The 20,575-nt window shown below is 39.0% G+C and carries 18 protein-coding genes and 1 pseudogene; 12 read left to right on the forward strand and 7 right to left on the reverse strand.

What is annotated here, in order from left to right; genetic code table 11:
- Position 1 precedes the first annotated feature (1 nt).
- From ybeD to lipA, 3 genes are read left to right on the forward strand one after another with little or no spacing between them, the layout of a single operon-like run.
- On the forward strand, positions 2–280 hold the full coding sequence (ybeD, locus tag CWB85_RS14650) for a DUF493 family protein YbeD (protein WP_016707587.1): 279 nt from the start codon (positions 2–4) through the stop codon (positions 278–280).
- A gap of 19 nt (positions 281–299) precedes the next feature.
- Positions 300–953 carry a lipoyl(octanoyl) transferase LipB gene (gene lipB, locus CWB85_RS14655; protein ID WP_029216058.1) on the forward strand — a complete coding sequence of 218 codons (654 nt, stop codon included), beginning with the start codon at positions 300–302 and terminating at the stop codon, positions 951–953.
- Complete coding sequence (gene lipA, locus CWB85_RS14660; protein WP_016707589.1) at positions 950–1,915, forward strand: lipoyl synthase; 966 nt, start codon at positions 950–952, stop codon at positions 1,913–1,915. The genes lipB and lipA overlap by 4 nt, the downstream gene beginning before the upstream one ends.
- 164 nt (positions 1,916–2,079) lie before the next feature.
- Here the strand turns inward: lipA and CWB85_RS14665 are convergent, their stop codons facing one another.
- The 4 genes from CWB85_RS14665 to CWB85_RS14680 all read right to left on the reverse strand — a co-directional run bounded on the left by CWB85_RS14665 (position 2,080) and on the right by CWB85_RS14680 (position 6,297).
- A complete protein-coding gene (locus CWB85_RS14665) occupies positions 2,080–3,333 on the reverse strand; it encodes a VCBS domain-containing protein (protein WP_138555293.1) in 1,254 nt (417 codons plus the stop codon).
- 179 nt (positions 3,334–3,512) lie between these two features.
- Positions 3,513–4,025 carry a YdcF family protein gene (locus CWB85_RS14670; protein ID WP_016707591.1) on the reverse strand — a complete coding sequence of 171 codons (513 nt, stop codon included), beginning with the start codon at positions 4,023–4,025 and terminating at the stop codon, positions 3,513–3,515.
- 112 nt (positions 4,026–4,137) lie between these two features.
- On the reverse strand, positions 4,138–4,956 hold the full coding sequence (gene dkgB / locus CWB85_RS14675) for a 2,5-didehydrogluconate reductase DkgB (protein ID WP_016707592.1): 819 nt from the start codon (positions 4,954–4,956) through the stop codon (positions 4,138–4,140).
- Between the two features lie 168 nt (positions 4,957–5,124).
- Positions 5,125–6,297 (reverse strand): MFS transporter, encoded by a 1,173-nt coding sequence (locus CWB85_RS14680; protein ID WP_138555311.1) that lies wholly within the window; start codon positions 6,295–6,297, stop codon positions 5,125–5,127.
- A gap of 116 nt (positions 6,298–6,413) precedes the next feature.
- On the opposite strand from CWB85_RS14680, the pseudogene CWB85_RS14685 reads away from it, so the two are divergent.
- From CWB85_RS14685 to tyrS, 3 genes and pseudogenes are all read left to right on the forward strand, one after another.
- Positions 6,414–7,309 (forward strand): annotated as a pseudogene (locus tag CWB85_RS14685) (LysR family transcriptional regulator).
- 140 nt (positions 7,310–7,449) lie between these two features.
- Complete coding sequence (locus CWB85_RS14690) at positions 7,450–8,253, forward strand: LuxR family transcriptional regulator (protein WP_138555294.1); 804 nt, start codon at positions 7,450–7,452, stop codon at positions 8,251–8,253.
- A 75-nt stretch (positions 8,254–8,328) separates the two neighbouring features.
- On the forward strand, positions 8,329–9,585 hold the full coding sequence (gene tyrS, locus CWB85_RS14695; RefSeq protein ID WP_138555295.1) for a tyrosine--tRNA ligase: 1,257 nt from the start codon (positions 8,329–8,331) through the stop codon (positions 9,583–9,585).
- A 372-nt stretch (positions 9,586–9,957) separates the two neighbouring features.
- On the opposite strand, the gene CWB85_RS14700 is transcribed toward tyrS, so the two are convergent.
- Positions 9,958–10,962: a transposase gene (locus CWB85_RS14700; protein ID WP_171039022.1), complete on the reverse strand. Its 1,005-nt coding sequence runs from the start codon at positions 10,960–10,962 to the stop codon at positions 9,958–9,960.
- 326 nt (positions 10,963–11,288) lie between these two features.
- On the opposite strand from CWB85_RS14700, the gene CWB85_RS14705 reads away from it, so the two are divergent.
- The 6 genes from CWB85_RS14705 to CWB85_RS14730 all read left to right on the forward strand — a co-directional run bounded on the left by CWB85_RS14705 (position 11,289) and on the right by CWB85_RS14730 (position 17,941).
- Positions 11,289–11,918, forward strand: coding sequence for an ANTAR domain-containing response regulator (locus CWB85_RS14705; protein ID WP_249314880.1), 630 nt, complete (start codon positions 11,289–11,291; stop codon positions 11,916–11,918).
- A gap of 9 nt (positions 11,919–11,927) precedes the next feature.
- Positions 11,928–12,989, forward strand: coding sequence for a CmpA/NrtA family ABC transporter substrate-binding protein (locus CWB85_RS14710; protein WP_171039023.1), 1,062 nt, complete (start codon positions 11,928–11,930; stop codon positions 12,987–12,989).
- Between the two features lie 421 nt (positions 12,990–13,410).
- A complete protein-coding gene (locus CWB85_RS14715; RefSeq protein ID WP_212748237.1) occupies positions 13,411–14,808 on the forward strand; it encodes a CmpA/NrtA family ABC transporter substrate-binding protein in 1,398 nt (465 codons plus the stop codon).
- Positions 14,809–14,908: 100 nt separating this feature from the next.
- Entirely contained in the window at positions 14,909–15,865 is a 957-nt protein-coding gene (locus tag CWB85_RS14720) for an ABC transporter permease (RefSeq protein ID WP_249314882.1), read from the forward strand.
- Between the two features lie 23 nt (positions 15,866–15,888).
- The gene (locus tag CWB85_RS14725; protein WP_138555298.1) at positions 15,889–16,722 is read left to right on the forward strand and encodes an ABC transporter ATP-binding protein; all 834 of its coding nucleotides are present in this window, start codon (positions 15,889–15,891) and stop codon (positions 16,720–16,722) included.
- Between the two features lie 40 nt (positions 16,723–16,762).
- Positions 16,763–17,941, forward strand: coding sequence for an alginate export family protein (locus CWB85_RS14730; RefSeq protein WP_138555299.1), 1,179 nt, complete (start codon positions 16,763–16,765; stop codon positions 17,939–17,941).
- 261 nt (positions 17,942–18,202) lie between these two features.
- Here CWB85_RS14730 and CWB85_RS14735 read toward each other — a convergent pair whose 3' ends face one another.
- Both CWB85_RS14735 and CWB85_RS14740 read right to left on the reverse strand, forming a co-directional pair.
- Positions 18,203–18,670 carry a nuclear transport factor 2 family protein gene (locus CWB85_RS14735; RefSeq protein ID WP_016707605.1) on the reverse strand — a complete coding sequence of 156 codons (468 nt, stop codon included), beginning with the start codon at positions 18,668–18,670 and terminating at the stop codon, positions 18,203–18,205.
- A 402-nt stretch (positions 18,671–19,072) separates the two neighbouring features.
- The gene (locus tag CWB85_RS14740; RefSeq protein ID WP_171039024.1) at positions 19,073–19,582 is read right to left on the reverse strand and encodes a DUF3859 domain-containing protein; all 510 of its coding nucleotides are present in this window, start codon (positions 19,580–19,582) and stop codon (positions 19,073–19,075) included.
- Positions 19,583–20,575 lie beyond the last annotated feature (993 nt).

The raw sequence follows: 20,575 nt of genomic DNA on the forward strand, positions 1-20,575 counted from the left end.
CGTGGCTACACCGGTAAAAAATACTAAATTTGATGAATATTTAGAGTACCCTTGCCCATTTACATTTCGTGTAATGGGGTTGGCAAACGTCAACTTAACAGATCAAATTCTAACTAAGTTACAACCTATTGCACCTGGCGACTATGCTCCTAAAGTAAAACCCAGTAGTAAAGGTAATTACGAGTCAGTTAGCCTTGTAGTTACAGTAACCAGCGGCGCTCATATTGAAGAAATTTACAACGTTATCAGTGCGATTGATGACGTACGACACATGCTTTAAGCGCAAAGCGGAGTCAGCAGTGAGCGAAAACACCCTAATCGTCCGTCAACTAGGTAGACAGCGTTACATGCCAATATGGCAAAAAATGCAAAACTATACCGACGTACGTACTGAACATGATGCAGATGAAATCTGGCTCGTTGAACATGAGCCCGTATTCACGCAAGGCCAAGCCGGTAAAGATGAACATCTACTTGCGCCAGGCGACATAGAAGTGATCAAAGTTGATCGCGGTGGTCAAGTCACCTATCACGGACCAGGTCAGCAAATGATGTACGTTTTATTTAACTTACGTCGCTTAAAAATTGGCGTGCGAGAACTGGTCACTTGGCTTGAAGAGTGTATTATCGATACACTCAATGATTATGGCATTGCAGCCTACGCCAAAGCAGATGCACCAGGGGTGTATGTTAACGACAGCAAAATAGCATCATTAGGGCTTCGCGTTCGTCGCGGTTGTTCTTTTCATGGTCTAGCACTGAATGTAAACATGGATATGAGCCCATTTCTGCGCATTAACCCATGTGGTTATGCGGGCATGAATATGGTGCAAACAACCGACTTAAACGGCCCAGAAAATCTTGCACAAGCAGGTACTGGACTCGTAAAACACATGATAAAAAAACTTAATGCAACTGCCGTTAAGTATACTGAAGGGTTTGAAAACGAATGAATAAACCAGTCAAGATGGAACCAGGGGTAAAACTGCGTGACGCTGAAAAAATGGCGTTGATCCCAGTCAAAGTATTGCCGACTGAAAAAAACGAGATGTTGCGTAAGCCAGAATGGCTAAAAATTCGCTTACCTAAATCAACCGAACGTATCGACGGCATTAAACAAGCCATGCGTAAACATGGTTTGCATTCAGTGTGTGAAGAGGCTTCATGCCCTAACCTATCTGAATGCTTTAACCACGGTACAGCAACCTTTATGATTTTAGGCGCTATTTGTACGCGTCGTTGCCCATTTTGTGATGTTGCACACGGTCGTCCATTAAAACCTGACGCCGCGGAGCCTGAAAAACTCGCATTAACAATTAAAGACATGAAGCTAAGCTATGTAGTGATCACCTCTGTAGATCGTGATGATTTACGTGATGGCGGCGCACAACATTTTGCTGACTGTATTCGCGAAATTCGCAAACATAATCCAAAAATCACTATTGAGATTTTAGTACCCGATTTCCGTGGCCGTATGGACCGCGCACTAGAGATTTTAATTGAAACACCACCTGATGTTTTCAATCATAACCTTGAAACTGCCCCACGATTATACAAACTTGCCCGTCCAGGTGCTGACTACAAATGGTCATTAGAATTACTGCGTCGCTTTAAAGAAGCCCACCCAGAAGTGAAAACTAAATCTGGCTTAATGGTTGGTCTTGGTGAAGAAATTAGTGAAATCGAAGAAGTGTTACGTGATTTACGTGCACACAACGTCGACATGCTTACTGTAGGTCAATACCTACAACCTTCTAAGCACCACTTACCGGTCAAACGCTACGTGCCACCAGCTGAGTTTGACGCACTGAAAGAATACGCCGATGAAATTGGCTTCACTCATGCAGCATCAGGGCCATTTGTTCGTTCAAGCTACCACGCTGATCAACAAGCCGCAGGCAAAGAAGTAAAGTAACCACCTCGGTCACGATTGAAAAAGCCGTTAGTGATGCATAAGCAACTAACGGCTTTTTTATGCGATTGATGCGCCTTTTTATCGCAATACTGTTGGGTTATTAACTATTATAGCTTGCTAAAATGGTTAAATATTTAACTCGATACTCTAGGCCTTACACGAGATCACTCAGCGGATAAAGTTCCTTTTTTAATCGAAAAATCAGCAAATCTTACTTGCTCTTCATCAACGCGAAGGCTGTCTGTTTCAACTATTGAGCGATATATGCCCCATTTAGGCCGTGCAAAGTCTTTCTCGCTAAAGCCACGCCACATATCTATATTTTGTTCGTGAATATTAAATATCTCTTGTTTATCGCTTAAACGGGTTAATGTCATTGCAAACTGACCATTTTCACTAAAAGTTGCTTGCACAAACACCTCAACCCATTCATCTGTAATCAGTGACCAATCAGTTTCAATAAGATTTTTATCAAGCCCTGTGCTCTTCCCACTTTCATCAAAGCCGGCACTATAGCGTACTTGTAATTGATTACCTGTACTGTTTTTTTGAGCTCCAGAGAGAGTAATTATGGGTTGATCGTCATTACCATTGGTATTGTCGTTACTCTCGTTTCGTGCCTTTATTTGAAAGAAATGGCTAAATTTACTCGTGAGTTCAAGCTCACTACTTACTTTAAATTTCCAACTATATTGGAATGTTTCATCTTTATAAGCGAGCGTCGAATCTGGTGACTTATCATATGCTTTGATTTCGTTGCGTTGTCTATCACTTGGACCGCTATCTTTGTCTTGATCGTCATCACGATGCGCTAAAAAAACAAAATGACTTCCAACTGTCGTATCTGTATCTTCTATAATGTGTAACACACCTTGGTGGTTTCCTTCATACATATCAGGAGACTCAATAGAGCCTTTAGCAAATACATTCTCAATTAGAGTGTACGCATCGGCTCCTTGATCAACACCATCCGATTTTAATACAACCTCAGATATTGCAATAAACCCCATTAAAGCGTCTCTATCACCTCCTTCAATTGTAATTGTGATTTGTGCTGTTGTTCCATCAATAGCAGTTACCGTAACAACATCTTCTAATAACTGGCCTTTTGCTAAAGTAGAAATATCATGGTTATCAACATCCACAAAATATGACCAATTCCCCTCTTCATCAAGATTAAAAAAACCATAAGATGAAGGTGAATTGGTCTGAACATTAAAGAAATCTTCCCCAGACTGCGCATCAGTAATATTTAACTTACCATTGATATTTAAAACTGTAGTGTTATTTAACTTTCCTATTTTTTCGCCACTTATAACTGCCGGATCTTGCTTAGCAATTGCAGTATCGGCTGTACTCTTAGTATCAGAACTACCACACCCAGCTAGAGCACTTGATAAAACAGACACATAAAACATAGTCCTTAGTTTGGAATTACAGTTAATCACAGGCAGTCACTCACATAATTGGTATGCCAATAATATAAATTTTAACTTACCAATTAACAACAAAAATTTAACTTTTGATTTTTCTAGCTCGTCGTTTGGGTTGCAATATTACTAAAGGAGATGTACTAAAATAACTTATGTAAGCTGGGCTAATGAGTATGAGGGCTTTTAAGTTTTTCCACATTACTTCTTTCTCGCTCCATAGCATGTTTTTCGTGGGCGACTAGTTGTTCAAGTTCTGCCTCTGGTAATGGCGTAATTGCCGCTTCGCAGCTAAACTCAATATGCGGTAAAACATGCGAAAACACATAATACACGCGCGCTATATGAAATTCAGAGCTAACTAAGATAGCTTTTTTGGCCTCAGCGCTTGCTAAAATAGGCTCAGCAAGTGTGGCATCTTCAAATGTAAAGCGGCTTAACGCAACCGGCAAAAATGCATTTTCAGGCACGCCAAGTTTAATTAAATAAGCTTTAGTTAAATCGCCATGTGCAGTATTAGTCGTATTGAAATGTGCCCCAAAACCACCAGTACAAAGTAATTTAGAATATGGCTGCTGCAAAAATACTTGATACGCCTTGTCACACCGGCTTTTGGCAATCGCCGTTAAACTACCATCGCTATTATTAGGTGCACCTAACAGAATAATTACACTGCTCATACTGATCCTTGTTACTGAAACTCAACCATTTCACTAAACAATATTCTTTATTTTGCTAATTAGAATAAAAGTGCAGACCGGCTGCACTTTTAATTAATATTATCAAACAAGCCTATTGATCCCACTCAGGGGCAAAGTCTGGCGTTGCTTGGCGATCACTACAATCGAGCGCATCAATACGGGCAATATCTTCCTCGTCCAGTTTTAATGCTTTGTCATTAAAGTTATCAACTAAATTTTTACGCTTAGTTGATGATGGAATGGTGGTCATACCGTTGGCATTTTCCCATGCAATCACCACTTGCGCAGGACTTGCGCCGTGCTTATTAGCAATATCAATTATTGTTTCATCGCTTAACACTTTACCAACTACAAATGGCATATAAGCAGTGACATGAATGTCATGTTGCTGACAAAATGCCCGTAGTTTAGTGTTAGTTAAATATGGGTGCACTTCTATTTGATTGGTAAATATTTCCCGTGAGTCCAGTGTTTGCATAGCCTCTTTTAAATTCGCTATGGTGAAGTTAGAAACCCCAATATGCTTAGTTAAGCCAAGCTCTTTTGCCTTTAATAATTGCGTTAAATACTCGCTCATTGGTTCATTGTTTGATGGCGCAGGCCAATGGATCAACAATAAATCGACCGAATCAAGCTTAAGTTTCACCAGCGACTCTTGCACACTGTCTATAAAATCATTTTTGTTGAGTTTGTTATTCCACACTTTAGTGGTAATAAATAACTCATCTCGTGGAATATTACTGTCTTTTATCGCTTGGCCAACCTGCTCTTCGTTACCATAAATTTGTGCTGTATCAATATGGCGAAAACCCACCTCTAATGCCATTTTTACAGATTCATACGCGGTTTTACCTTCAAGACGAAATGTTCCCATGCCTAACTCCGGCATTTCTGTTACACGCTGTGTCATGATTTAATCCTTCTAAAATAATCGGTTTAAAATACAAACTTGTTAAATTTCTAACTAAAGTTTTTCGAAATACACCTACTACTTTTTAATTTAAAATTTTGACCTCAAGTAAGGTATGAGGTCATTAACTTTAGTTTCAAGAGCTGGTGTGAAGTTAAAGAAAACACCTTATGTATGCTGCAACTCACGCTTGTCTAATAAGCCATTGTAACGAGTGACCAACAGTGCCAACACTGAAATAACAGCACCAATCCACGCAGTGTCTTGCAAACTCATATTCTCTACGACACTGCTGCCAATAATTGACCCTAGGGCAATACCAATGTTAAACGCAGCAATGTTTAACCCTGATGCCACATCTACCGCGTTTGGTGCGTGTTGTTGCGCTTGTTTAACAACATACAATTGCAATCCTGGAACATTACCAAATGCGAATGCGCCCCAGACTAAAATAGTCAAAACCGCAGCAACTTTTGAGCCCATCGTAAAAGTAAATAGCAATAGAATAATGCTAAGTGCACTAAAAATAAGCGTTAGCGCACTGATCGGCCCACGCTGGTCAGCTAGTTTTCCACCCCATATATTTCCTACTGCTACAGATCCCCCATAAACCAACATGATTAAACCAATAACTGAAGGCGTAAACCCTGTATGCTGCTCTAATATAGGTGCTAAATACGTAAACGCGGTGAACGTGCCGCCATAACCAAGTATTGTCATTAAATAAACCAGCAGTAAACGCGGTTTGATCAACACGTGTAATTGTTCTTTAAATGTTGCCGGTGCTGACTGCTTTAGATTGTTAGGTACCAACATAGCGCTACCAATTAATGCAATTAAGCCAAGCATCGACACCACTAAAAATGTTGCCCGCCAGCCAAAGTGCTGACCAATCCAGGTACCCAATGGCACACCGGTTACCAATGCAACAGTAAGGCCTGTAAACATAATGGCAATGGCACTTGCTTCTTTATTTTTACTAACCAAACCGGTAGCAATCATTGAGCCAATAGAGAAAAACACCCCGTGAGCAAGCCCTGTTAATATGCGCGCTATGATCAGAGTTTCGTAGCTGGGCGCTTGCCATGCAAGCAAATTACCGATCACAAATAACGTCATTAAACTCATCAATACAATTTTGCGATTCCATCGCCCAGTCAAAGCTGTCAATACTGGCGCACCGATAGCGACACCCACAGCATATAAACTAACTAACAACCCTGCGCAGGGCAGACTAACACCTAAGTCTCCCGCAATGGTAGGTACTAAACCAACGATCACAAACTCTGTAGTTCCTATCGCAAACGCGCTTAAAGTAAGCGCCCATAAAGCCAATGGCATCATTACATCCTCACAATTAAAGTAGGTGCACAGTTTGGCTAAAAAAACATTTGCAAAAAATAGCGTAAATGACAAAATACTTTTGTCAATTATGCAAATATAAAGTGGTAACTTTAATGGCTGTGCACGCTAAAACAGAAGATCTAGAAACCTTTATCACTGTGGTTGATTGTGGTAGTTTTTCTGCCGCTGCCAACTTACTGGGTCAGCACGTTGCAAAAGTATCGCGGGCTGTCTCTCGACTAGAAAACACGTTGCAATCTACTTTATTAAATAGAACAACACGCCGCATAGAGCTGACAGAAGAAGGTCATACCTTCATTCAATACGCCCGAGAAGGGTTAAATACACTTTATTCAGGCGAAGAAGCTATTAAGCTATTAAGCTATTAAAACAGGTACCGAGTGGCCGCCTGCGGATCGATGCCGCAAGCCCATTTGTACTGCATCAGCTTATGCCATTAGTTCCAGAGTTTAGAAAACACTACCCACAGATAACACTCGACATTACATCACACGATAATATTATTGATTTATTAGAGCGAAAAACCGACTTAGCCATTCGTATTGGTGAGTTAAAAGACTCAAATCTGCACGCTCGTAAGCTAGGAAATAGTAAACTACGAATAGTAGCTGGGGCTGATTATTTAAAACATGCCCCACCCATTCGTACTAGCGCGGATTTGCAAAACCATACCCTGTTAGGATTTACTGATGCTGCAAAGCTCAATCAATGGCCATTGCTTGAGCCTGTAAAATTAACCTTTGATCTTTGTGCAAGTAGTGGCGAAACAATCAGACAACTGTGTATTGCAAACCAAGGCATCGCCCTACTTTCAAACTTTATGGTAACTGATGACATAAAAGAAAATAAGCTAATCGAACTACTACCCGAATCGCTCATTACACCAAATAATCGCGAGCCTGTTCATGGGGTGTATTATAAAAGCGGTGCAGTGTCGTCTCGTATTACGGCATTTTTAGACTTTATACAACCACGGCTAAGTTTATAAGCTTGAATTAAAATAGAGCCGAAAATCGCGGCTCATAATAAATGAAAATAACGACCAAACGCGCGTGCGTTAACCCCTTGGTTAATTAAGCGTAACTCATTAAACTGTGTGTACATGCAGCACTTTATAAACGATAAATCATGCCAGATAACCATTTTCTCAGCCTAGTATCTGAAACTATCTCAGCACTGAATACACCTAAATTTAGTGCCAAAATAATGCAACTGACCCATGCATGCCTAGCGTTTGATTGTGCAGTAATACTTGGTTGTAAAGAAGCTAAACGCCCTATTTATCTGTATGATTCAATTGAAAAAGAGCGGGAACTACTGTTTCAGCGTTATTTAACCAATGATTATCAAAATGATCCCTTTATACGGTATTTAAATACTCATCAGCAGCAAGGAGTTTATACACTTAAAGAAGTTATTAGCAAAGATTTAGACTACCACGCTTATTGCCAACGCTTTTACCAACAAACTGGGTGGAAAGATGAACTGGGTATATTCATCGAAATAGAGCCTGAACTTTGGGTGATCATTTGCTTAGGTTTTATAAATGATAAAAACCATATCAGTATAAAGCGACTATCTGAGCTTAAACCATATTTTTGTATCATCGAGTCTTTATGTCGACAGCACTGGAAAAGAGCCGACTTTCATTTAGCTGAGCCGATCAAAGACCATTTAGGCGGCACTCAGTTGCATGCCTCAGTGCAACATGCATTAACGACCTTTGGTCGGGATATACTAACTAAAAGAGAGCAAGAAATAACAGTGCTAATTGCACAAGGCTACGATAGTAAAGAAATAGCATTAAAGCTGGCGATCAGCGAAGGAACAGTTAAAAATCACCGAAAACGTATTTACCAGCAGCTCAACATTGCATCTTTAAGTGAGTTTTTTCAATTGTTTTATAACCACCTAATTACCCTACCAAAGTAAAAACTATCCCTATTGGGATATAGTAAACCGGCGCTCTGATTATTAGTCTGAATAAAATTTTAGACGGACAGAAACATGACGTTATTAAATGATCTACAAGCCAGAGGGCTCATTGCCCAAGCAAGTAATTTAGAACAACTGCAACAAGCTTTACAACAACCGCAAGTGCTTTACTGCGGATTTGATCCTACTGCCGATAGCCTACATATCGGTCATTTAGTGCCACTACTCATGCTTAAGCGTTTTCAAGATGCAGGCCATCAAGCAATTGCTTTAATTGGTGGGGCAACAGGCATGATTGGTGATCCCAGTTTTAAAGCAACTGAGCGCAGCTTAAACACTGAGCAAACAGTGGCTCTATGGGTTAAAAAACTGACCCAACAAATACAACAATTAATGTACAGCGACAAGAAACCATTGCTGATTGCTAATAATGCCGACTGGATGAGCAACATCAATATTATTGATTTCTTCCGTGATATCGGAAAACACTTTTCAATAAACTCAATGATCAACCGCGAGTCAGTGAAACAGCGACTTAATCGTCCAGAACAAGGAATATCGTTCACCGAGTTTAGCTACGCACTACTGCAGTCATTTGATTTTGCACAACTTAATAAACAGTTTAATTGTCGATTGCAGATCGGTGGCAATGATCAATGGGGAAATATTATCAGTGGTATAGACCTCACAAGAAGACAAAATAACGAAACTGTATATGGGTTAACTTTACCATTGATCACAAAATCAGATGGCAAAAAATTCGGTAAAACTGAAACAGGTACTGTGTGGCTTGATCCAACAAAAACCTCCCCGTTCGCGTTTTACCAATTTTGGCTCAGCGTTGATGATGCTGATGTATACAACTTTCTACGCTACTACACTTTTTTAAACTGCGATGAAATTGATAATATAAAAGCCTGCGATGAGCTCAGCCAAACTAAGCCCGAAGCACAAAAGATTTTAGCTCAACAAATAACGCTTTTTGTTCACGGCGAAGCTGCACTGGCAAGTGCCGAACGCATCACTGACGCGCTATTTAGTGGTTGTGTACAAACGCTAAGTTTAAGTGAATTAAAGCAGCTCGAATTTGATGGCGTCCCCTGTATACAATCACCTCAAAGCGACCTTGTTGAGTTATTAATTGCAGCTAATCTCGCAAGCTCTAGACGCATAGCCAGAGAACTCATTAGTAATAACGCAATAAGCGTTAATGGTGAAAAAGTTAACCAAATCGAAAGTACAGCAATGCAATTGCCGTTATTTGATCAATACTGGTTAATTCAAAAAGGCAAAAAACACGTCTGTTTAATTAAAAGAGTGATGTCGTAAAATCGTTTTCACTATAAAAGTACAGAGCTACAAATCGGGGCATTACGTATCTTTTGCCCCACTTTCCTTAAAATATACAGTTAAACATCACTCACAACATGTAGATAAAAAGAATAACAATAAATAATAAAGAGGACAGGCATAAAATAAAGAAACAAAAGGACAGGCATCTTTTATACTTTAACTGTACTAGTGTCAAAAATCACTTCAAGTTTATTAACATTCACCCGTCTTTTTTATACATTTTCAGTTTTTTCACAGAGATTATTCAAAGCTTTACATTTTTGGATAGAATATTAGGCTGCAGAGCAAGCCTTTGCTAGACGGGTGCTTTATCGGAGATTATTTTTCAATTACATGGCAAACTTAGTGCTACCCCACCCCTTTATACCATTTGACATCGTTGCTTGCCGCATGTTGCTTTAGACGCTGTTTGCTGCCTGCAAAATTTGAATATTGATGCCTGAATCGCTTTACAGATTCAAGCCATTGCGCTTCATCTATATTCAATGTGAGCAGTACTTTCGGCACGGTGTTGTTGAGATGCCCTTTTTTATTTGGATCTATGTGACGACCACTCCAGTCCACTAATTCAATGTAATCTAGCAAGGCAATAGGGATTGTGTGTTTTATATGATTACCACCAAATGGTTTTAGCTGTGCAGGTTGACTTTCATGCTGAATACTATCGTTTTTCTTTAAGGATTTATTTGCTTTAACTGCACTTGTGGTAAAGGCTTTTAAATGCGCTAGTCGCTCTTGAATTGAAGTGTAATCGCTGTCCTCAAGTGTATCTACTATATTTGCTCTGATGGGGTTTAAATCGACATAAGCCATGCAACTAAGCACTGCTGTTTGATCTAATAAAGCTTGTGACTTATAACGTCCTTCCCAGTACTTGCCTGTGCAGTTATCCTCTTTATTGGCTTCACGGGCTATGTACTCATTAAGGTTTTTCATATACCAGCTAATGTCATACAACCTTTCTCGCCATTTAGCGATTATCTCATTAAAAAATAGTAAATTGGCTTCATCAAACTGCTCACCATTTAAGAAGCGGTCAACTAATATATGGCCATTATAAAGTTGATACCAGCGCTCAATGACTTCAATATCAGACCACTCCAGTGCTTGTCGCCTATTCACGTTTACTACTAAGTGGTAATGATTACTCATAATCGCATAAGCTGCTATTTCAATAGCAAACACGCTACTTAATAACTTTATTCGTTCTATAAGCCACTCCCTACGATGATCAAAATTTTTTCCTGTATGTTTATCATTACCACATAAGTATGCTTGCCTGACACAGCGAGCTATTAAGTGGTAGTATGATGTGGATGCTAAATCAATAAGGTTTTTTCTCGCACGAGTCATAAGATAAAGCTCATTAATCACTGTATATAATAACAGTAGTTAATGCTGTGGATTTTGCAAAACATTCGTGTGCATTCATTGCAATTGGCTTTCCTTACTTACTAAAAATTTGTGCCTGTCCTTTTATTTTTCTCTTTTATTTTACAGTGGATTAAAACATCTGTTGTTACTGTGAGCGATTATGGCGCATCATTGCATCATTAAATCGCACAATCGTTTTGCAATCGCCAGCGTTGCAATTTAACGTCATGATATTTAAAAACTTTGTCACAAGGCATAAATGTTGCTTGTTTCTCTTTAGTCTCTTATTTCCTGTATTAACTAAATTGAAAAAGAACACACTTACTTTATCATCAGTCACCAAGCAAGCAGCCCCCACTAAATTAAAGGTGCTACTGGCAGAAAATAACCAAGCAAAAGCAACGGTTTTGATGAATGTATTAAGTAATGATCACTATGATATTTTTCATATTGCCCATTCTGGCATGCCTTTACTCAAAGATGTAGAGCAACTTGATCCTGACATTATCATAATCGATATTGAATCACCTGATCGCGACATGCTTGAAAACCTAAACCAAATATCACAATTTGCCCCCAAGCCCATTGTGGTTTTTTCTGAACATCAAAATCCTAGCACCACAATAAATCAATTGGTTAAATCAGGTGTGAGTGCCTATGTTATTGGTGAAGTAAGCCATCAACGCGTGCGGTCAATTATCGATGTAGCGATCGCTCGTTTTGCCGTATTTCAAGATCTAAAGCAAGAACTCGCTGCCACAAAGCAAAAATTATCGAGTCAAAAAAACATTGAAAAAGCAAAGCTCTGGTTGATGGAAAACAAACAATTGTCTGAAACCCAGGCCTATCATTTCATTCGAAAAACAGCGATGGACAATAGTCAAAAAATGGATGATGTCGCTAGAAATATTTTATCTGTTGCCAGCATTCTTTAGAGAACCAAAATGATTTCTAATATTGAAAAAAAAGAGTTAACCCTCGGTTTTATGCCCTTAACAGATAGCGCTCCAGTTGTTGTTGCTTATGAGATGGGCTTTTTTGCTAAATGGGGACTTACAGTTACTTTATCTAAACAAAACTCATGGGCCACATTACGAGACAAGCTACACACAGGTGTTATTGACGCAGCCCAAATGCTTGCCCCTATGCCAATAGCAAGCAATCTTGGTCTATACGGAGAGCGCTCAACGGTTATAACACCACTGATATTAAGTCGAAATGGTAACGGCATAACCATTTCCAGTTCATTGTATAATAAAATCCTCGCACAACATCAAGTAACTCAGTTACCTATGCCATTCGAGGCCAATATTCTCAAGCATGAAATAGCTCAAAGAGCACTGATAAATGAAAAACTAACTTTTGCTGTCGTTTTTCCATACAGCTGTCATTATTATCAACTGACAGACTGGCTTAAACGTAGTGACATAGCAGTATCTGAAATTAATTTGCTGATAGTACCACCATCAAATATGGTGCCATCTTTGCAATCTGGTGATTTAGATGGTTTTTGTGTAGGAGGACCATGGAATGCCAAAGCTGTAAGAGAAGCCGTAGGTGTTACAGGCGTAACATCGGCAGATTTATTACAAGATATCCCCGAAAAAGTACTCGGCCTAATGGCAAGCTGGCAACAACAATACCCAAATACCACCAAGGCATTGATCTGCGCTTTATATGAAGCCTGCCAATGGCTAGAAAGCATCCCCAATCGTTTTGAAGCTGCCCGACTTTTAACTCGCGCTAAGTATTTAGATACTCCAATCGATGTGATCGCCCCTTCCTTACTAGGCAGTTGCTTAACGTTTAATAATCATCCCCCCCGCTTAGTGCCAAGTTATAACCAATTTTCGGACTTAAACAATACTGATTTTAATGCACCAGAGTCACACTACGGGGAAAAAATTGCTGACATGATGTTAAACAATGGCCATATCAGTTCTGAGCAACGCGCCCAGTTAGATATTGCGACTATTTATCGCAAAGACCTTTTTCAGCACAAATAAAGCCGTTTCATATCCCTTAACTATGGCCTGCTCTGTGCAAGATATTTTCGCGCAGAGTATCAATAACCAAATTGACTTGCAGACTTTCAAAAATGCACCAGCTTAATGCAAGCCATTCCCCTTAATGAATCATAATTCAAAATTACAACGAGTAAATCACCCCACGAAAAAAACATAACCTACTGTATAGATTGAACATTTAAAAAATGGCATACACTATGCTTTATCCAAGTAAATGATGTTTATGTTAATGAGGCCAACAGCGGTTTTATTAACAGCTTAATAAACTAATTTAAAAAACTTATTCCGTTAAAACTAATCGCACTGCAAAGCCGTAGTCATTTTTAGTTTGGCATAGTAGCCCACAGCAATTCAGATTTATCTGCGTTGCTGTGGGCTTTTTTTTTATTTGGAGAAAAGTATGTTGAAAATACGCTTAAAAAAGAAATGCAAAAAATTATGCCACGCTGTGATAGCGGGTATTTGCATATCAGGCTCATTACTCACCACATCTTTACTGGCTGCTGAGTTAGGTTACCCCGAAAAAGAAGAGTTAACATTTGGCTTTATAAAATTAACCGACATGGCCCCCATCGCTATCGCTTACGAAAAAGGCTTTTTTGAAGACGAAGGCTTATACGTCACCATTGAAGCACAAGCGAACTGGAAAGTACTCCTTGATGGTGTTATTGATGGCCGACTAGACGGCGCGCACATGCTTGCCGGGCAACCCATAGCAGCAACCATTGGATATGGTACAAAAGCCGAGATAATTACCCCCTTCTCAATGGATTTAAATGGTAACGCGATTACCGTCTCCAATGAAATATGGGCACAAATGAAAGGCAATATTCCCAAACAAGCTGACGGTAAACCCGTTCATCCAATCAAAGCCGATGCACTAAAACCCGTAGTAGAAAAATACCTAGATGCAGGTAAACCTTTCAATATGGGCATGGTTTTTCCTGTGTCAACGCATAACTATGAACTTCGTTACTGGTTAGCGGCAGGCAATATTCACCCAGGATTCTATGCGCCTCATAAAGGTGACACATCAGGAAAAATTGATGCACAAGCATTATTATCTGTCACACCACCGCCGCAAATGCCCGCAACCATGGAGGCCGGTACTATTTATGGCTACTGCGTGGGCGAACCTTGGAACCAACAAGCTGTCTTTAAAGGTATCGGTGTACCAGTGGTTACTGACTATGAAATTTGGAAAAACAATCCTGAAAAAGTATTTGGTATTACTAAAGCTTTTTCTGAAAAGTACCCAAATACCACCATCCGCTTAACCCGCGCACTCATTCGTGCAGCAAAATGGTTAGACGAAAACGACAATGCTAACCGCCCCGAAGCTGTAAAAATATTATCACAATCTAACTATGTTGGCGCTGACCGCGAAGTCATCGCAAACAGCATGACAGGTACATTTGAATACGAAAAAGGCGATAAACGCGCAGTACCTGACTTCAACGTCTTCTTTCGCTACAACGCAACCTACCCGTATTACTCTGATGCTATCTGGTATTTAACCCAAATGCGTCGCTGGGGGCAAATCAGCGAAGACAAGCCAGACAGTTGGTACAAAGATGTTGCAGCAAAAGTATACCGTCCAGATATTTACATGGCAGCAGCACAATCGTTAGTTGCAGACAAACTGTTATTAAAAAGCGATTTTGCAGATCTCGTTGATGAAGATGGCTATCGCGAGCCGCAAAAACACTTTATCGACAATATTGTTTACGACGGTACAGCGCCAAACGACTACATCAATAAATTCAAGATAGGCTTAAAAGCGGGTGACAAGCTTTAATCTTTTAATCTAATTAATAACAGTAATGCACAGCTTAACAGTGCATTAAGGAACGATCATGACAGCAATATTGAGCAAAAAAGTAGTGGGGAGCCAACCCATGACTATTAAGGGTCTTTTTACTGCATTTTTTACCACAAAGGCAAAAGCAATAGTTCTACCGACAGTCGGTATTATATGCTTTTTATTATTTTGGTCACTCACAGCCAGCAGCATCGATACCTCATTAGGTAAGTTTCCTGGGCCAAGTTCAGTTGCAACACAAATAAGTAACTTGATTAATGAACATAATACTGAGCGCGAAAAAGAGACTGCATTTTATTTACGCCAAGAACAAAGAAATGAAGCGCGGATGGCAAAAGATCCAAGCTACGGGCCAAAAATACGTGCTTATACAGGTAAGGAAACATTTTTAGATCAAATAATAACAAGTTTACTTACTGTACTAAGTGGCTTTTTATTAGCCGCAATAATAGCCATACCATTAGGTATTGCCATTGGTTTAAGTAAAAACCTCAACATGGCAATCAACCCTATTATTCAAATTTTTAAACCCGTTTCTCCCTTAGCTTGGCTACCTCTGGTGACCATGGTCGTCAGTGCCTTGTATGTATCACCAGAGCCTTTATTTGCCAAATCATTCATCAACTCCTTGATCACCGTGACGCTGTGTAGCATCTGGCCAATGGTTATTAACACTTCGTTTGGTGTTGCATCAATGAACCAAGATTGGGTCAACGTAAGTAAAGTGTTAAGCCTGCCAAGATTAGTACATATTCAAAAAATTGTTATTCCTGCTTCTATCCCAGCCATTTTTACCGGTATGAGAATGTCATTAGGTGTTGCCTGGATGGTTTTAATTGCCGCCGAAATGCTGGCACAAAACCCAGGGCTTGGGAAATTTGTATGGGATGAATTTCAAAACGGCAGCTCACAATCACTCAGCCGTATTATGACAGCCGTCATTGTGATTGGTCTGATTGGCTTCATGCTAGATCGCACTATGTTACAGCTGCAAAAAAAGCTCTCTTGGGACAAATCAAGCGCGCAACGTTAGCCACTAAATTCTGAGGAAATAAAATGAGTATAATTTTAGATATCAGCAAAGTAGATATGGTATTCCCGACCCCAAAAGGTGACTTCACCGCATTGAAGGATGTTGATCTGCAAATTAAAAAAGGCGAGTTTATCTCTTTAATTGGCCACTCCGGTTGTGGTAAATCAACGGTTCTAAATATTGTTGCCTGTTTACATAAAGCAACCAAAGGCGGCGTATTATTAAATAATAAAGAGGTGACTGAGCCTGGGCCTGAGCGAGCAGTCGTATTTCAAAATCATTCTTTATTACCTTGGCTCACATGCTATGAAAACATAGAACTGGCTGTAAAACGTGTTTTCAAAAATGAAATGTCTCCAGCCCAAATGACACAATGGATAGAACACAACCTAAATTTAGTACACATGGATCATGCCAAAGATAAGCGCCCTGACGAAATATCGGGGGGTATGAAACAGCGGATCGGTATAGCAAGAGCACTTGCAATGAAACCCGAAGTACTCTTAATGGACGAACCCTTTGGGGCCTTAGACGCATTAACTCGCGCTCACATGCAAGACTCACTAATGGAAATTCAGCAAAAGCTCAATAATACCGTGATCATGATCACTCATGACGTTGACGAAGCCGTTTTATTATCTGATCGCATCGTGATGATGACCAATGGTCCTGCGGCAACAATTGGCGAAATATTAGAGGTAAATTTACCACACCCAAGAGACCGCTTAGCCTTGGCCGAAAATCCAGAATATAACCGTCTGCGCTCAGCTGTATTAACTTTCTTGTATGAAAAACAAAGAAAAATAGAAGTGATACCAACAGCAACCCCTAAGCAAAAACAATCTGATGTTGCCTAAGAGCTAAAAAATTAAAACATAAAAAATTTAAGGGAAAAACATGACATTTCAAGCAAAACTATCAAAAGTAACCACCTTACTATTATTAGCTGGTACAACAGCAACGACTTACGCCGATACGCAATCAAAAACAACTCTCGACTTCAACATACGTTATGAAGGGGTACAGCAAGACAACATCTTAAAAGACGCATCAGCTTTAACAATAAGTACACGCTTAAATTATACCAGCGCCGACTACCAAGGTTTTTCTGGGGTAATTGAGTTTGAAGATTCACGACAGCTCGCAGGGGTTGATAATTATAACGATGCCATCGGCAACAACCTACTTTATTCCGTTATCGCCGATCCAGAAAGCACAGAGCTTGACCAAGCATTTTTGCAATATAAATCAGACAAACTCACCGCAAAAGTAGGCCGCCAAATTATTGCCCTCGACAATCAACGCTATGTGGGCCATGTTGGCTGGCGCCAAGATAGGCAAACTTTTGATGCCGCAACCCTTAATTACACTGCAACCAGCAAAATAAACACAAGTTATAGCTACATAAACAAACGTAACCGTATATTTGCTGAAGCAAAAGATCTGCATTCCAATGATCACCTGTTACATATAAATTATAAAACAGAGTTAGGACTACTCACCGGCTATAGCTACCTATTAGAAGTCGATGAAGGCACACCAAATAGCTTAGATACCTACGGACTAAGCTTCAAAGGTAAAAAAGATAACTTTGCCTATTTAGCTGAATATGCAAGTCAACAAGCTAACGACAATGGCAGTGATCACACAGCAGATTATATTGCCCTTGAAGGCGCCTATAGCTTTAACACTGTGACTGTAAAGTTAGGCGGCGAAGTTCTCGGCAGTGATAATGCTCAATATAGTTTTTCAACCCCCTTGGCAACTTTGCATAAATTCAACGGCTGGGCAGACCAATTTTTAACGACACCAAAGGAAGGTTTAGTCGATTTATACGCCTCAGTTTCAGGGAAAGTCCTCGGTGGTGCTTGGTCATTGGTTTATCATGATTACAGTGCAGACGAAGCAACACCAACAGTTGATAATTTAGGAAGTGAAATTAACGCTGTATTTACTAGAAAATTTGCGAAAAACCTAACCGTAGGTATTAAATATGCCGCCTATTCGGCAGGTGATGTTGGTGCTGGTAAAGTAGATACTGATAAAATTTGGTTGTGGCTGGGCGCTAAATTTTAATACCGTGTGTATTAAATAAGTAGCCTCTTTAAGCTGATGAACTACTTGGTGTATAAATTACCATAATCGGGTTTAGTGGCTACGCTCGGTAAAGTGAAGAAGATAAAAAGGCAATAAGGACAAGGCATATATTTTTGCTATTTTGCTTCTTAGTGAATGTTGCAAAAAATTGTGCCTGTCCTATTTTATAATTTAATTTATAAAAACGGTCAAAAATACTGGTAACTCTTGATAGAGTTAGGCTCATATATGTGATGTGAACTATTGCCCGTATCTACGAATTACAGATACCTTACCATCTTCAAGCTCTAAAACATCTAAAACTTCTTTGCTATAACTAAACTCTGAACCGTCAGAACGTAAGCCTTTTGCAGAGAACGCATGTTTAAGGGCTACCACGTTATAACCAACGATATACTCTATTATTTTACCTTTGTATTCTGTATGTACACCTAAATAACGAGACATTCCTTTACGCATTAGTTCTTTGCCGTCTGGCTCTCTAGAGTCATCAGGCGCATTTGGAAAATGTTGGTTACCAACATCATCAGTTAATAGTGACAAATACTGTTCTAAATCATCTTTAGATGCATTAGGTTTTTGTGTGTTTGTCATAGCTTGATGATAATTTTTAACAAAGTTATCGTAATCAAATTCATCGCTACTGGCTAAAGTCGCTGTTGAAATAACAGAAATTAAGATAGTTAAAATTGATAAACATTTTTTCATTGGTACTCCTTGCCTTAAATTACTCGTTTTTAATTTATTTTTATTGGTGCATTAACCATAGCCGAGTTCCTATTTTGATTCAATCGACAACTGACTTGAAAAACTCCGGTATTAGCCTTCAAGTTCATTCTCATTTACTTCTCATTCTCTTCTCTTTGTGCAAAAGATCTTTAATTGAATTATTCACAAAGAGGTTAAGAGACGCTGCGCTTAAGAGGAAAATAAACAAATGCAGTGCTAGTAATGTAAGCTACTTACTTAACAACCACATCGAAAGACGAAGTAAACGAATTTGCTTATTGAATTAGAGTTAATTTTGAATGGACCGTCCATTTATAAAAACGCTCAAAAAGGATACTGGTAACTATTGATATAGTTAGGCTCATATGTGTTATAGCCACTTTATTCACTATCTATTACCGTGAAACCGGATGAATGAATTAAGTTACCTTCAGAAAAAACTCTTATATCCCATTTTCCCGGCACAACTTCGTAGTCTAGATCAAAATAGTAATCAAAAGGCCAAACAAAGGTTCCATCGTGTCCACTAACATCAATTTGCCTATAAATAGATGATTTCTTTTCACCTGATGGTAAGGTAATTTCTGGGTAGTTTATTTGAAGATCAAAGTGTTGAACGCTAGAAGGAATATAACCAAAGCCAACAACTATATAAAAACCAGTGCCTAATTTTGCAGGAATGACCCACGTTTTTTTTAAGACCTTAATTTCGTAATCTTTATTTACAAAGTTAGAAACCCTAGTATTATCTTGAACCAGCTTTCCTCCTATTTTGGCTACGTAAGCATAATCTAAAACTTGGGATTTGATAGTGCTTTGATCTACTGTTACTGCGCAAGTAAACATACTGATTAAAAGAAAAAAAAGTCCAAAAACTACATTAAATTTCAAATTACACTCCTTCTTGAAGCAATAACGAGCCTGAAGCATAACTCGTTTTTAATTTATTTTTATTGATGCATTAACCATAGCCGAGTTCCTATTTTGATTCAATCGACAACTGACTTTACGTAAAATATAAAAAGAGCATTTGCTGTTGCTTTAATTGGTATTTTAGAAGGTATAACAGGTGTTTGAGTGGCTTATTTGTCAGAGATAGCAGCTAACCCTTTATTAGCTCATCGTGTTTTCACATATCAATATTAGCCTTCAAGTTCATTCTCATTTACTTCTCATTCCCTTCTCTTTGTGCAAAAGATCTTTAATTGAATTATTCACAAAGAGGTTCAGAGACGCTGCGCTTAAGAGTAATACAGATTCTAGACCCAAAAAATTTATAACGCAGTTTGCGCTTTATTTAGCCCGCTAAAATGGTTAAATATTTAAGTCGATTGGTATTACATCAAAAGTATGATGAAAGAATATGCCTATTTGATTAAAAAAGATGCTATTACAATTTTGATGAGGATTAACCAGAAAGCGTATTATAAGAAATTAGTATTAGTAAATTTTAGATGGGTAAAAAATGGGAATGTACAACACCCAAATGTTGTTTGAAGCATAAACTGGCATAAGAACATACCTTTTTACTGGGCTACAGCGTAGCAATTGAAGTGTAAGTTGGCATAATATTGAAGCTTATAATGGCATAAAGTTACCAAATACAGGCTTTATGAAGCCAACCACATAAAAATACTGCCAAGTTTAATTGGCTGCTATGTGCCAATAGCGGACATTAAAGCGTAACTCGTTTCTGCCCCAAAGTGAGCCATCGATAGAAGTAAGAACAAGTACATGGCTTTATTAAAAACTTAGCTTGCAGTAGGGTTGGATATTTTTAAACAGCGTAGTCATATGCTACGTAGAGCAATAGTGCTACATTTCTAATTATCTTAAAATTGAATTTTTTGGAATAAGTTTATCTTTGATTCGTTACCTCTATGT

Origin of the sequence: Pseudoalteromonas sp. S1727, from assembly GCF_005886375.1 — a bacterium.
GTDB lineage: Bacteria > Pseudomonadota > Gammaproteobacteria > Enterobacterales > Alteromonadaceae > Pseudoalteromonas > Pseudoalteromonas haloplanktis.

Coding starts and splice junctions, on each gene's coding strand:
- lipA (WP_016707589.1), top strand. CDS start 950: ATGAATAAACCAGTCAAGATGGAACCAGGGGTAAAACTGCGTGACGCT.
- CWB85_RS14665 (WP_138555293.1), bottom strand. CDS start 3,333: ATGTTTTATGTGTCTGTTTTATCAAGTGCTCTAGCTGGGTGTGGTAGT.
- CWB85_RS14670 (WP_016707591.1), bottom strand. CDS start 4,025: ATGAGCAGTGTAATTATTCTGTTAGGTGCACCTAATAATAGCGATGGT.
- dkgB (WP_016707592.1), bottom strand. CDS start 4,956: ATGACACAGCGTGTAACAGAAATGCCGGAGTTAGGCATGGGAACATTT.
- CWB85_RS14680 (WP_138555311.1), bottom strand. CDS start 6,297: ATGCCATTGGCTTTATGGGCGCTTACTTTAAGCGCGTTTGCGATAGGA.
- CWB85_RS14690 (WP_138555294.1), top strand. CDS start 7,450: ATGCCAGATAACCATTTTCTCAGCCTAGTATCTGAAACTATCTCAGCA.
- tyrS (WP_138555295.1), top strand. CDS start 8,329: ATGACGTTATTAAATGATCTACAAGCCAGAGGGCTCATTGCCCAAGCA.
- CWB85_RS14700 (WP_171039022.1), bottom strand. CDS start 10,962: ATGACTCGTGCGAGAAAAAACCTTATTGATTTAGCATCCACATCATAC.
- CWB85_RS14710 (WP_171039023.1), top strand. CDS start 11,928: ATGATTTCTAATATTGAAAAAAAAGAGTTAACCCTCGGTTTTATGCCC.
- CWB85_RS14715 (WP_212748237.1), top strand. CDS start 13,411: ATGTTGAAAATACGCTTAAAAAAGAAATGCAAAAAATTATGCCACGCT.
- CWB85_RS14720 (WP_249314882.1), top strand. CDS start 14,909: ATGACTATTAAGGGTCTTTTTACTGCATTTTTTACCACAAAGGCAAAA.
- CWB85_RS14725 (WP_138555298.1), top strand. CDS start 15,889: ATGAGTATAATTTTAGATATCAGCAAAGTAGATATGGTATTCCCGACC.
- CWB85_RS14730 (WP_138555299.1), top strand. CDS start 16,763: ATGACATTTCAAGCAAAACTATCAAAAGTAACCACCTTACTATTATTA.
- CWB85_RS14735 (WP_016707605.1), bottom strand. CDS start 18,670: ATGAAAAAATGTTTATCAATTTTAACTATCTTAATTTCTGTTATTTCA.